The sequence below is a fragment of the Acinetobacter sp. CAU_H_S170_2 genome, assembly GCF_058890445.1.
The window spans coordinates 1-11233 of record NZ_JBZYAE010000005.1 but is presented as its reverse complement, the minus strand read 5'-3'; the positions used below and the strand labels follow the sequence as shown (position 1 = coordinate 11233).

The 11233-nt window shown below is 34.5% G+C and carries 15 protein-coding genes and 2 pseudogenes; 11 read left to right on the top strand and 6 right to left on the bottom strand.

Going from position 1 to position 11233, the window contains the following annotated elements:
• Both AC5EUN_RS17645 and AC5EUN_RS17640 read right to left on the bottom strand, forming a co-directional pair.
• Nucleotides 1-491: pseudogene (locus AC5EUN_RS17645) on the bottom strand (hypothetical protein); the annotation flags it as partial.
• 5 nt (nucleotides 492-496) lie between these two features.
• Complete coding sequence (locus AC5EUN_RS17640) at nucleotides 497-1084, bottom strand: hypothetical protein (protein WP_164543277.1); 588 nt, start codon at nucleotides 1082-1084, stop codon at nucleotides 497-499.
• A 178-nt stretch (nucleotides 1085-1262) separates the two neighbouring features.
• Between AC5EUN_RS17640 and AC5EUN_RS17635 the strand changes: the two genes are divergently transcribed.
• Together AC5EUN_RS17635 and AC5EUN_RS17630 are read left to right on the top strand one after the other, a co-directional pair.
• Nucleotides 1263-1526: a type II toxin-antitoxin system Phd/YefM family antitoxin gene (locus AC5EUN_RS17635; protein WP_109428777.1), complete on the top strand. Its 264-nt coding sequence runs from the start codon at nucleotides 1263-1265 to the stop codon at nucleotides 1524-1526.
• A complete protein-coding gene (locus AC5EUN_RS17630; RefSeq protein WP_109428778.1) occupies nucleotides 1513-1776 on the top strand; it encodes a Txe/YoeB family addiction module toxin in 264 nt (87 codons plus the stop codon). The genes AC5EUN_RS17635 and AC5EUN_RS17630 overlap by 14 nt, the downstream gene beginning before the upstream one ends.
• Nucleotides 1777-2115: 339 nt before the next feature.
• Here AC5EUN_RS17630 and AC5EUN_RS17625 read toward each other — a convergent pair whose 3' ends face one another.
• A complete protein-coding gene (locus AC5EUN_RS17625; protein WP_004758944.1) occupies nucleotides 2116-2340 on the bottom strand; it encodes a hypothetical protein in 225 nt (74 codons plus the stop codon).
• Nucleotides 2341-2493: 153 nt separating this feature from the next.
• Here AC5EUN_RS17625 and AC5EUN_RS17620 point away from each other — a divergent pair, with 153 nt between their 5' ends.
• The 7 genes from AC5EUN_RS17620 to AC5EUN_RS17590 all read left to right on the top strand — a co-directional run bounded on the left by AC5EUN_RS17620 (nucleotide 2494) and on the right by AC5EUN_RS17590 (nucleotide 8182).
• A complete protein-coding gene (locus AC5EUN_RS17620; protein ID WP_004282220.1) occupies nucleotides 2494-2739 on the top strand; it encodes a hypothetical protein in 246 nt (81 codons plus the stop codon).
• 542 nt (nucleotides 2740-3281) lie between these two features.
• The gene (locus AC5EUN_RS17615; RefSeq protein ID WP_094148994.1) at nucleotides 3282-4043 is read left to right on the top strand and encodes a hypothetical protein; all 762 of its coding nucleotides are present in this window, start codon (nucleotides 3282-3284) and stop codon (nucleotides 4041-4043) included.
• Complete coding sequence (locus AC5EUN_RS17610; protein WP_094148992.1) at nucleotides 4036-5088, top strand: MobA/MobL family protein; 1053 nt, start codon at nucleotides 4036-4038, stop codon at nucleotides 5086-5088. Before AC5EUN_RS17615 ends, AC5EUN_RS17610 begins: the two co-directional genes overlap by 8 nt.
• Nucleotides 5089-5633: 545 nt before the next feature.
• Entirely contained in the window at nucleotides 5634-6563 is a 930-nt protein-coding gene (gene repM, locus AC5EUN_RS17605) for a replication initiation protein RepM (RefSeq protein ID WP_094148990.1), read from the top strand.
• A gap of 78 nt (nucleotides 6564-6641) precedes the next feature.
• Entirely contained in the window at nucleotides 6642-7172 is a 531-nt protein-coding gene (locus AC5EUN_RS17600; RefSeq protein WP_493352547.1) for a plasmid replication DNA-binding protein, read from the top strand.
• A 211-nt stretch (nucleotides 7173-7383) separates the two neighbouring features.
• Nucleotides 7384-7710, top strand: coding sequence for a hypothetical protein (locus AC5EUN_RS17595; RefSeq protein ID WP_178896422.1), 327 nt, complete (start codon nucleotides 7384-7386; stop codon nucleotides 7708-7710).
• A gap of 13 nt (nucleotides 7711-7723) precedes the next feature.
• Nucleotides 7724-8182: a hypothetical protein gene (locus tag AC5EUN_RS17590; RefSeq protein ID WP_493352546.1), complete on the top strand. Its 459-nt coding sequence runs from the start codon at nucleotides 7724-7726 to the stop codon at nucleotides 8180-8182.
• Nucleotides 8183-8314: 132 nt separating this feature from the next.
• Here the strand turns inward: AC5EUN_RS17590 and AC5EUN_RS17585 are convergent, their stop codons facing one another.
• A complete protein-coding gene (locus AC5EUN_RS17585; protein ID WP_493352545.1) occupies nucleotides 8315-8782 on the bottom strand; it encodes a hypothetical protein in 468 nt (155 codons plus the stop codon).
• 537 nt (nucleotides 8783-9319) lie between these two features.
• Here AC5EUN_RS17585 and AC5EUN_RS17580 point away from each other — a divergent pair.
• Both AC5EUN_RS17580 and nadS read left to right on the top strand, forming a co-directional pair.
• Nucleotides 9320-9640 carry a type II toxin-antitoxin system RelE/ParE family toxin gene (locus AC5EUN_RS17580; RefSeq protein WP_125281798.1) on the top strand — a complete coding sequence of 107 codons (321 nt, stop codon included), beginning with the start codon at nucleotides 9320-9322 and terminating at the stop codon, nucleotides 9638-9640.
• Complete coding sequence (gene nadS / locus AC5EUN_RS17575) at nucleotides 9633-9905, top strand: NadS family protein (protein ID WP_004676016.1); 273 nt, start codon at nucleotides 9633-9635, stop codon at nucleotides 9903-9905. Before AC5EUN_RS17580 ends, nadS begins: the two co-directional genes overlap by 8 nt.
• Before the next feature lie 103 nt (nucleotides 9906-10008).
• Here the strand turns inward: nadS and AC5EUN_RS17570 are convergent, their stop codons facing one another.
• Nucleotides 10009-10290 (bottom strand): hypothetical protein, encoded by a 282-nt coding sequence (locus AC5EUN_RS17570; RefSeq protein ID WP_284941092.1) that lies wholly within the window; start codon nucleotides 10288-10290, stop codon nucleotides 10009-10011.
• Between the two features lie 624 nt (nucleotides 10291-10914).
• Nucleotides 10915-11233, bottom strand: a pseudogene (locus AC5EUN_RS17565) (hypothetical protein); the annotation flags it as partial.

The window sequence follows — 11233 nt, the reverse complement described above, 5'->3', positions numbered from 1 at the left end:
TGGAAGGCATCATAAATATGTCTCTTGTCACCATATTGTATAAAACCTAAAATTCCATCTCCTAAATATTCTGTTACTTTCCCTTCAAAAAAATTAATAGTGACTTCTAATGATGGTAATAAAGCTGATGTTTCGTAGAAGATACGTTGAATTCCACTATCTATTCCTTTAAACCCATTTCTCGATGTCTTTAGTCGTTCAGTAGATTTTCTAATGTCACAAACAATAGCTATGAAGTCATCAATTTTCGGATCAAACAAATTCACTTTGTCGTACCCTGGTAATAAGCTTGGCTTACTATCCTCAAATTTTTCCATAGATAAATTAGATAATGCTTCATCTAATGCCATTCGATTTTTAGCATCAGTTTTGATCCAATCATACTCAGCCTTATTAAGATGGGCATCACATATTGTAGAAATTTGAAGCATTAACTTTTTTACTTCACTTTCGTCAATTCCAATGATTCGCGAATACTCACTTACGTTCATGTAAACTATGCCTTAACTAGTAAATAACAAATCCAAATTACAGCAGTCATAACAATTAATAGAAATATTGCTTTAATACAAATACTTATTCTCTGTAATTTTAAATTGCGGATGGTTATAAGCTTTAACCGCTCAAACATCAACTCTTCAATATATTCATCCTCAGTTAAATTTTTGAAGTAAGTAATTTCATCAACTAAACTATTTTTTTTATCAGGCATAGCCGAAGAGTTTAAATATTTCATAGGTGATATTGTTTGAAAAAGATAACCTCCGAAGAGAAATCCCTTAGGTTGCTTAGAAATACCATTAAAATCAACGCTATCAGCTGGGTTATTTTGTGGTGAAACAGCCATGAAAAGTATGAATAAAGCAAATCCCCAAATAAGAAAAAATAAAATTATGACTAGGGTAAAAAGAATATTTTTTTGAATTAATATCAAAAAAGCAGGACTTATTGCTTCAATCCGACTAAACGGTATGCAAAGGAATACAAATAGAAATCCAGTTTTTACATCTAAAGCTCTTATCGTGCTTTGTATATCTTTAATACTCTCAAGTAGTAATGTTTCTTTACTTTTTTCTAAATCCACCAGTTACCTCTTTATAATTTATAAATTTTCTGGATGTATTATTGATATAAAAGTTACTTTTCTCAATCTATTTAAAATAATACCTCTTTACCACATGTACAGAATTATGTACAATAGGCTCGACCCTGTGAGCTGCAAATTATTCATCAGTCACGACACACACCAAGAGAGTACAAAAATGCATGTATTTACATACACCGATGTACGTAACAATCTAAAATCCGTTTTAGATAAAGTAATTGATGATGCAGATGTAGCAGTAATTACACGCAAAGAAGGTCAACATGCCGTTGTTATGGGGCAAGAGCACTATGACAGCTTAATGGAGACGCTTTATCTTCTTTCATCTCCTAATAATGCTACTCGTTTAAACGAATCAATTGCTCAGTTACGTGCGTCAAAGACGAAACGAATGGAGCTAATAGAGGATGACGAACCGTAATATTGAATGGACTGACAACGCTTGGGAAGAATATATCTACTGGCAAACGCAGGACAAAAAAATACTCAAGCGGATAAATGCTTTAATCAAAGAATGCCAACGAACTCCATTTCAAGGAACAGGGAAGCCCGAACCATTAAAGGCTAATCTTTCTGGATTTTGGAGTCGTAGAATTGATGAGAAGCACAGATTAGTTTATGAAGTTACGGATGAGCGTATTTACATCGTTCAATGTCGTTTTCATTACTAAAAAAAGCCCTTAGTCTTTAAAGACTAAGGGCTTTTTTGTATCTATAAAAAATATTTATTTAAATAAATCATCTAATTCTTTCCCTCATTTAACATAAAATCTCTTATGCGAAATTCATCTGTAAGCCCAAAATAGAAATGTCCGGTTTACCGAATGCTCGACCTAAGATCTCAGAACATAAGAATTTGATGATCCCCCTGGTTCTCAAAACTCGATACTTTATTAAAAAGTTCTATCGAGGCTTATAAGTTCCTGAAACAAAAAAATGCCTGAAGTTCAGGCATTTTTTACATCATCAATATCTACTAAAAAGCTTACAACAATCAAAAAACGAGAGTTTTATTCTTGTGAATACGACTTAACTTTTTCAAAAATTGGATAGAAATCTAATCCCTCATCTTTCATCGTAGAAATCAACGCAACGATTACAGCAATATGTGTAGGAACCACACCTTGTTTACTGTAATTCGTAATCGAATTAGGTTTCATATCCAATAAGGCAGCAAATTCCTTAATTGAAAGCCCTGCTTTACCGACAAGACGTTGAAATTCAGTATATGGCATTTAATTAAATTTATAGAAATGGTGTTTTGAGATTATAGCATAGGGTTATACTTACATAAAAACACATAAAATTATGTGGTAAACACATAATTTTATGTGTTATAAATAGCTTATCAACTAACCTATTTATCCTTACTATCGGAGAAATGTAATATGTACTCATACCCGGATTCAAACACTGAAAAGAAAATTGCTCTCATGATCATCAATGACTTTTTCATTCAAAAAGCCCATGAACTGTGGATTTTTTTACAACTCGATCAGTGCTTTAATGATTATGAAGCCACACTGATTTGGACTCGACGTTATTTAGAGAAGCATCCTGAGTGTGAGTACAGCGATATTCAAAAAGCCTTTGTTTCTTGTTTCCCAGAACACTTCTTCAGCTTTGACTGTTAATTTATGAGAGGCACGGTAAAAAATCGCAATTGGTAAGTAAATCCCAAATAACAGCCAGTTCATACAACTGGCTTTTTATTGTCACGTATAAATCTAAGACTTGTTTTAATCGTTGCTAACACGATCAAGCAAAGTGTAATAACGAAACTAAAAGTGCAGCAACAGACTTTTTTTTTGCAGAAATAAAACTGAAAATTCGGTAACAGAACCGTTTTTGTAGAAACGAAACTGAAAATGCAGCAACGGACATCTTTTTTGCCGGAAACAAGCGCAATTTAAGCGAAAAGCACAGGATTGTTTTGATTTTAAAATTTAAGCATATTGCTTAAATATCAGCAGCTTAGGTTCAATACCTAAGCTGCTGATGCCCAGGGGTTGAGGGGAAGGATTCCCTCACGGACTGTAGTTTCTCGAAGAGAAACTGTTAAGTGCGAATTAATAAAAAATAAAATTAATTTTATTTTTTATTAATTAAATCCATTCGCCCAATAAGTTATGCTACAAAGCATAATGAAATTGAAGCGAATGGATTTCTTGTTAAAATGCAAAACTCTGATTTTAAAAAACGTGGACGACCAGCCCTTTTACTCAATCAACTAGAGTTAAAGGCCTATGTCGACTATGTGAGAAAGTATAAAATTTGGGATCAAGTCACTCAAAATGCAGTTCGTGAAATTCAAGCATCTCAATTTGAAATGCAGAACTTGTCACCAACTGCATTAGTCATCGTAAAACAAGCCATTAAACCATTTAGAGAGCTTCAAAAAGTTGAACTGCTTTATCAACAACTTTGTAAAACTACATCGCATGATTTCTTTCAAAAAAAGTTCGTCGAGTTATATCAACAATACCAAAGCACTCGTGAAGATCAGACACTGAATGTGCTTAAAACAATGGCAACTCAATATCTTCGTTTTAAAGACAACAAAGTCGATGAAAATAGCTTAAAACTGTATCTTAGTCAGTTAGAGAAAAAAGAGAATAAAGCAAAACGGAATGCTGATAACAAGAAAAAATTTGAATTAGGAGGAGCACTATTAGCCTTGTTAAAAACAAAAAATATTGATGTCACCAAACTGACCGCAGCACAAATGATTCGTGCCATTTTTAATGAAGATATTCAATTTAATTTAGCCAATCGCAATACGATCATTTTTCAAGAAATGCTCAATGTTGGCCTCAGTGACACTAAAGCCAAGGACTTATTTCCACTGGTTTTAGATCAACTCACAGACTATCGCGACGAAGATGGTTTGCCTATTTACTTAAAGCAAATTATTAAAACAATGGCAGAAAATGGCTAGCTATCACCTGCAACTAAGAGACAAACCCAAAGGCTATGCACTCGAACATTATTTCTATATTGCTCGATTAGAAAAATATCAGCATGTGCGTGTCAAAAGCCAAGAAGTTTTAGAACATATTGAACCGGCTGGTTGTATGCCAAGCTGGGCGAAAGATCCTGCTGATTTTTGGAAAGCAGCCGATACCCATGAGCGGGCCAATGCCAAAGTGTATATGGAATATGAATTAGCCCTCCCCAATGAACTCACACCAGAACAACGTAAAACGTTGGTAGAGACGTTTTTAAACGAACACGTAGCCAGTCACGAATATCCGCATTCTTACGCCATACACAACGTTAAATCGAGAATTGGCGGCATTGATCAACCGCATTGTCATCTCATGTTGTCTTTGAAAGCCAATGATGGCCTTGACCGCACGCCAGAAACCTACTTCAAACGCTTTAATCCGAAAAACCCGGAGAAAGGCGGGGCGAAAAAAAGACAACTTGATGAAGGCTTTGACAACTACCGTTCATTCTTACTGTATATCCGCAAGGAGTGGGAAAACCATATGAATGATGCCTTACGCCAACATGCCCCGACCTTGACTTACCAAATCGATGGACAAGAGATCAACATCCCCAATCGAGTATCGTCTTCAAGTTATAAACAATATAATTTAGATCACGGCACCTTTTACATTGCCGAACCCAAGCTTGGAGTTGGCAATCAAAACAATACACCTGAATATTTAGAGCAGATCAAACAAATCCGCGAGCATAACCAACAAGAATTTGAACGAGAACAACTCCAGAAACACCAGGAACTCAACCTCAGTGCTAAACCTTTTTACAGTGTGAATGACCAGCCGTATAGCAGTTTAGAAGTAACAGCCTTATTGAAGAGTTTAAATCCAGATACCCACTCAGTAGAAATAACCGCGATTCAACAGCAACAAGCTTTAGTTGATCCATCCTTTAAAAATCAAGAACTCAATCTCACTCCTGAAAATAAACCAACACCGACTATTAAAAAAGACACTGGCTTTAACTTTTCGATGTAAAAACCAAGATGAGCAAAGCGAGTGTCTACGAGCGACATCAGCAAAATTCGCGCCTAGACTCTCTGAAAAACAGCTTTTTAGGCTGTGAAGCCTAAATAAGCGTAAATCACATGTAAAAAATTGAGCCTAGACCGAGCGTAGCGAGTAAAAAGGCTTTATGAGCGAAGCGAATTCCGAGTTGCTTTTGATCTTGCTTTTGCTTTTCCTCAAATTCACGGGAATATTGACCAAAAAATTGCCCCAACGAATCGAGCGAAAGCGAGATTCAATAGAGTTTGAGCGTAGCGAAAACCAAGGGCAATTTTTCATTCCCTGTGCTTTTAATTATTTTTAAAGTTTTTAAATGTTTTTAACTCTAATGAATTCTTTTATTTATAAGGCTTTCAAACTTTATATAGCAACGTTTCCTCGGTTATATAGCAACGTTTCCTCGGTTATATAGCAACGTTTCCTCGGTTATATAGCAACGTTTCCTCGGTATTTGACAACAAATATTTATTATGTTGTTATAGCAACATAATAAAATTGTTGCTAAATAGAATGACATGACAGACTTAGTCGTAAAATCTAATAAACTTGTACAAGCTTTACAGACACTTACTTTAAGCGAAACCCGCTTACTTCAGCTCGCAATTGTAGACGCTCGTGAGACTGGACAAGGATTATCAACAGATGAACCTTTAGAATTAAATGCTCTTAGATATGCTAAAGCATTTAACGTTTCTCCAGATGCAGCTTATTTAGCATTAATTGAAGCAGAAGATTCTCTTTTTAAAAGACAATTTACTATTACCAATGAAGATGGAACTTTAACAAAAAGTCGCTGGATTCAAGATGCTAATTATCGGAAAGGTGAAGGAAGAATTTTAGTTACCTTAACTCGTGTGGTAATTGAACATGTCACTAAAATAGATGGGTTTGAACAGTACTTTACTAGTTATCATTTGAAAAAAACTGCTGACTTCAAAAGCGTCTATGCAGTACGTCTTTATGAACTCTTAATGCAATGGAAGTCTGTAGGGAAAACGCCTGTTTATGAATTAAATAAATTTCGTAGCCAACTTGGTATAGGTGTTAACGAATACATTCGAATGGAAGCATTTAAGAGACGTGTTTTAGATATTGCAGTAGATCAAATCAACGAACTTTCAGATATAACTGTTAAATACGAACAGCATAAAAAGGGTCGTTCAATCTCAGGATTTTCTTTTAGCTTTAAGCCAAAGAAAGCAACTATTCGATTTATAGAAACTAATAGAGATCCTAATACAACTGATCTATTCTCTAGAATGACAGATAAGCAACGCCACTTATTCGCTACTAAACTTTCCGAACTACCAGAAATGGGGAAGTATTCTCAGGGGACAGAAAGCTACCCACAATTCGCTATACGTATTGCTGAAATGCTTCAAGATAGTGAAAAATTCCAAGAATTACTCCCTTATCTTCAAAAAGTTGGTTTCCAATCTGCCTAAAATTTAAACTTGATCATTTGCCTATTAGACAGTCTAATAGGCAATAACATTTTACAAGTTTAGGCATAGGTTTGCAGGATGAAAACCCTTACAGTTCTTGAACTTTCCAAGCTCTACAACATCAATAGACAAACGATTTACAATAACATAAAGAAAGGAATTTTAAGTAAAAATTCTGAGAATAAGATTGATCTAGCGGAAGCAATCCGTGTTTTTGGGGAACCCGTCAAAAAACAGGATGTAAAAGAATTTGTAAAAGTAGACAGTCCAAATTCGGCAGAAGTTTTACTGCTTAGACAGCAGATAGACATGTTGAAAAATCAGCTTGATGATGCCAAAGATCGGGAATCTTTCTATCAAAACCAAATTGAAACGATGCAACGCCTATTAGAAGCCCCAAAACCTAATATGACTACGTTTACCGATCAAGAATTAGTGCAACCCAGCATAGTCAAACCAGATCCCGAACCTGACACAGCAGAAGCTAAACATGACGGATTGACTACTCTGGAGCAGAGGGAAAATAAGCGGATTCCAGTGCCGGAGCAAGTTGAACAGGAACCGGAAAAAAGAGGCTTTTGGAGCCGTTTTTTTAGACCCTATGATTAACCACGATTGTTTAACTGATATGAACAAAGTTGTGAAACATTGATCAAATAATAGGCGTGGAACGTGAAAAATCATAAAAAAAGCCCACCAGAGGGTATGTGGGCTAAAATCATGTAACTACAGCATTGATTTCTATAGATAATTATAACGCATTTCGTATAAGGTGTATTATGTTAATTTTAAGAAAACTAAAGAATTTTAAAGGATACTTATGGAATTTTTGATCTTTATTTTATTGATTGCTGTTTTAATTATTTTTCTTAAAATCAAGAAAAAGAAACCTAAGGTAAAAGACATTTCTAAAGTAATTCAATACACATCTAAGTTCACAAATCCTCAAAATCCAACAATTTCTTTTGATGACGTATTCTATTCAGATTTGGAAGAATATATTAATAGAAACACACGAGTACATATCCTAGAAAGAAAGCAAGACTCTGTAGTATTTACAGTTCAAATAGAAAATGTGAATTATAAGGTATTCGCAACAAAATTCATTTATAATCAACTTGTTATTGGTGTATCAATTATAAATTAAAGGTTGAATAATAATGATGTGGATAGTTGTAGTAGGCATCATTTTGTTTTTAATCATTTCTGCTTACTTTAAAAAACACAAAGAAGCCGATGAAAAAACTTTAAGACCTATGCCTGAATGGGCAATTATAGCTAATAGCTCTACACAAAATAATAGAGAGAGAATGTGCTATAGCCTAGTAATTCAAGCCGGTACTATTCTTGAAGGTCTAAATGTTATTCCTCTACGTAAGCTCAGAGATTTAATGCTTAAGCCAGGATTAAATAAGTCGAACTTTGTGCTATTAATTATGAGTACGGCTCCAAATATTATTCCAGAAAATCAACAATATACTTTAAAACAATGCTTTCATGAAAGACAAGCTAGAGTATATTTAGCGACTTGCATAGAAATGATTTTGCTCTATGGCAAACCTGATGATTTAGAAAATATATCGACTCAAGCCTGTGGTAGTCCTTTAAGTTGGAATTAAATATACAATTCAGCTTTTAATTTTAAAAAAATGAAATAGTAACTTGTTTCAAGTTTTACTGTTTTTAATACTTATGAGTAGTTGATTTTTGAAGACCTGTAAAGTACATAAAAAATCAACCATAGGTTATGTCTATGGTTCTAGTTCATAGTCTTCATAACCCTGACAAAGATTATCTAATGTGAAAGTTTCAAATCCTATTGTATTGGTCCCGAAAGCAGAGCTTTGTAATACCTGATCCTCTTCTGCTATAAAGAGTAAATAGTAATTTTTCGAATCTACCAAATAGCTTTTTATTTCTTCAGCATTTTTAAGTTCTGGACTTTTCAACTCCTTAGATTCAAGTATCTTATTTGCTGAATGAATGTAGCTTCGCATAGCCTTTCTTCTTTCACAGCTAAGCTCTTTCCAAATCTCCATATTTTCAGGTTTCAAAGTAAGTGCTAGTATTTTTGAATCAAGACTTTGAATTTTTTCTTCTTTATAATTAATTTGGTCTCTATATGCTTCCACTATATCAAGAACATTCGCTTCAACTTTTACGTTTGGAATAATTCCTATACTTATAAGAGCTATCGTAAGTGCACATATATTTTTCATGTCAAATTTTTCTTAAAAAAACTATTTGTCATAGTAATAAAAGTAAAATTGTTAGTCATTAGTTGGGTAAAACATTTTCAAGTGGGTAAGGAAGCCATAATCAAACCATCTATCAATTTAACATAATGGCTGTTATACGAAATTAGTAGTTTTTACGCGGAATTCCTAACGTATTCATCTTTTGTCTTATATCTTTATTTTTATCAATAGGTAAAATATATTCATAACCTACATCGAAAAGTAGGTAATTAAGAAAAAAATTACAGCGTTTTATAAGCCTTATAGTAACGGGAGAGACTATAGGGCTTTTTATTTATCTTAATATTCATATATCTATGATGAAGCCATGATGCTCTGCGATATAAAAAACCGGCTTGAGAATAGACCGGTCTTTTATGATATTTGCTAAAATACTCTTTTGAAATATAAAAAACTAAGCGTGTATAGCACTGGGTCTAGGTGTAAGAGCCACAACTCTCGTTTTTTGATACGGAAACTGATAGAATTCTTTATACGCCATTGACGTATAAAGAATCTATGTTATTCATTGAAACCAGTATCTTTACCAAGCAAATCAAAGACCTTGTATCTGATGAAGAATATCGTCAACTTCAACAAGATCTATTGGTTCAGCCAGATAAAGGTGACTTAATCAAGAATGGCGGTGGCATTCGAAAAGTACGTTGTGCTCAAGGGAATAAAGGCAAAAGTGGCGGTATCAGAGTAATTTACTATTGGGTAAATGAGGATGATCAAATCTTTTTCTTGGTGGCTTATCCAAAATCTGTAAAAGATAATCTAACGGATAAAGAAACCACCATTCTGCGCCAACTCGTGAAGGAGCAATTTCATGGATAACAACTTATTTGATGACTTAGTTGCTTCGATTAAAGAAGCAGGAGCAATCAAGCGCAAAGAGATCCAAGCTAGTCGAACGACCGAACTTGAATTACCAGATATTAAGGAAGTGCGAGAAAAAACTGGTTTAAGTCAAAGCGAATTTGCAGCACGTCTCCACATTAGCCATCGTACTCTACAAAACTGGGAACAAGGCCGGCGCTATCCAACAGGACCAGCAGCAACATTGATTCGAATTTTAGATGCACATCCTAGTCTTATTTAAAAAAAGGCATTAAAAATGGGAGCTTAGCTCCCATTTTTAACTTCGTATAACGTGCATTATGTTAATTTAAGATAAATTAATAACTACTGAATAATTTCTTAGTTTATCGAATCTCATACTGAGCTAATCCTGTCCAACCATTCACATGACCTACAGCTCGATAAATTTGGTTTCCTCGAATCTCATACTGAGCTAATCCCGTCCAACCATCCACATGACCTACAGCTCGATAAATTTGGTTTCCTCGAATCTCATACTGAGCTAATCCCGTCCAACCATTCACATGACCTACAGCTCGATAAATTTGGTTTCCTCGAATCTCATACTGAGCTAATCCTGTCCAACCATCTACATGACCTACAACACGATAAATTTGATTTCCCATTTACTTATAATCTTAAAAATAAAAGAATAATTTAATAATATTAAGATGATAAATCTAGGTAGGATCGACATAGATTGTCGTGTTAAAACTACTTTTCATATAATCCCATTTAACATAATAGAGCTTATACGAAACGCACTTTTAAATATTATTGTTTTTCATATAGTTAAATATTTTTGACCAACCTCAAAAACCGTAAAAAGCCGACTTAGAAACAAGTCGGCTTTTTTATGAGCAGGTTTGATACTTCTTGCCAATGAAATCGATCAGAAATTAATCAATGTGACGCATTGTTGTGATTTATCAAGCCATACATAGCCTAAACAATCCCCAATTTCTGCGGACAACTCTTGGGATAAAAATTGGCCAGACTTGTACGTTTTGGCGCACATCCATTCAGGTGCTTTGCGTCTATACCATTCTTCATCAATTTCCTATCATGGGGACATAGAGAGCAGGATGCTCCAGATAAGAATAAGAAAAGACAGCAATGGAGAATGCAGGTAGGACAGGAGTTATACCTAACGCATCAAATACGAAAAAGCCCGACAGGATGTCGGGCTTTTTTATTGCTTATTTACTTGGCTAATCTGCATTATGTTAATTTTAGGGAAACTAAAAAAATCATTTTAAAGGAAATGCTTTATATCCTTTATGTCCCTTACCGATATCTCTTTGAATAAATGATAGTCCACCACTCTTAGCAACGGGCCATTCTAACTTCAACTTTTCATCAATTTGTACAATATTAATTCCATCTGAAAGTTTGCTAGCTTTCCAAACACATTCTCCAAAAGCTTTAACATGATTCTCAGTGACGACCCTAATCATTGCTGGAGATAAAGCTAAGCCCACTCCAATGTCTAAAGGAGGGAGATTATATTTAGTAAAAATAGCATCATTCACAATATCTCTGGTTAATGTCACACATGCTTTTGAAGCA

What these genes read in the sequence shown, in the direction of transcription:
- AC5EUN_RS17635 (WP_109428777.1), top strand. Translation starts at nt 1,263, where the DNA reads ATGCATGTATTTACATACACCGATGTACGTAACAATCTAAAATCCGTT.
- AC5EUN_RS17630 (WP_109428778.1), top strand. Translation starts at nt 1,513, where the DNA reads ATGACGAACCGTAATATTGAATGGACTGACAACGCTTGGGAAGAATAT.
- AC5EUN_RS17625 (WP_004758944.1), bottom strand. Translation starts at nt 2,340, where the DNA reads ATGCCATATACTGAATTTCAACGTCTTGTCGGTAAAGCAGGGCTTTCA.
- AC5EUN_RS17620 (WP_004282220.1), top strand. Translation starts at nt 2,494, where the DNA reads ATGTACTCATACCCGGATTCAAACACTGAAAAGAAAATTGCTCTCATG.
- AC5EUN_RS17615 (WP_094148994.1), top strand. Translation starts at nt 3,282, where the DNA reads ATGCAAAACTCTGATTTTAAAAAACGTGGACGACCAGCCCTTTTACTC.
- AC5EUN_RS17610 (WP_094148992.1), top strand. Translation starts at nt 4,036, where the DNA reads ATGGCTAGCTATCACCTGCAACTAAGAGACAAACCCAAAGGCTATGCA.
- repM (WP_094148990.1), top strand. Translation starts at nt 5,634, where the DNA reads ATGACAGACTTAGTCGTAAAATCTAATAAACTTGTACAAGCTTTACAG.
- AC5EUN_RS17600 (WP_493352547.1), top strand. Translation starts at nt 6,642, where the DNA reads ATGAAAACCCTTACAGTTCTTGAACTTTCCAAGCTCTACAACATCAAT.
- AC5EUN_RS17595 (WP_178896422.1), top strand. Translation starts at nt 7,384, where the DNA reads ATGGAATTTTTGATCTTTATTTTATTGATTGCTGTTTTAATTATTTTT.
- AC5EUN_RS17590 (WP_493352546.1), top strand. Translation starts at nt 7,724, where the DNA reads ATGATGTGGATAGTTGTAGTAGGCATCATTTTGTTTTTAATCATTTCT.
- AC5EUN_RS17585 (WP_493352545.1), bottom strand. Translation starts at nt 8,782, where the DNA reads ATGAAAAATATATGTGCACTTACGATAGCTCTTATAAGTATAGGAATT.
- AC5EUN_RS17580 (WP_125281798.1), top strand. Translation starts at nt 9,320, where the DNA reads ATGTTATTCATTGAAACCAGTATCTTTACCAAGCAAATCAAAGACCTT.
- nadS (WP_004676016.1), top strand. Translation starts at nt 9,633, where the DNA reads ATGGATAACAACTTATTTGATGACTTAGTTGCTTCGATTAAAGAAGCA.
- AC5EUN_RS17570 (WP_284941092.1), bottom strand. Translation starts at nt 10,290, where the DNA reads ATGGGAAATCAAATTTATCGTGTTGTAGGTCATGTAGATGGTTGGACA.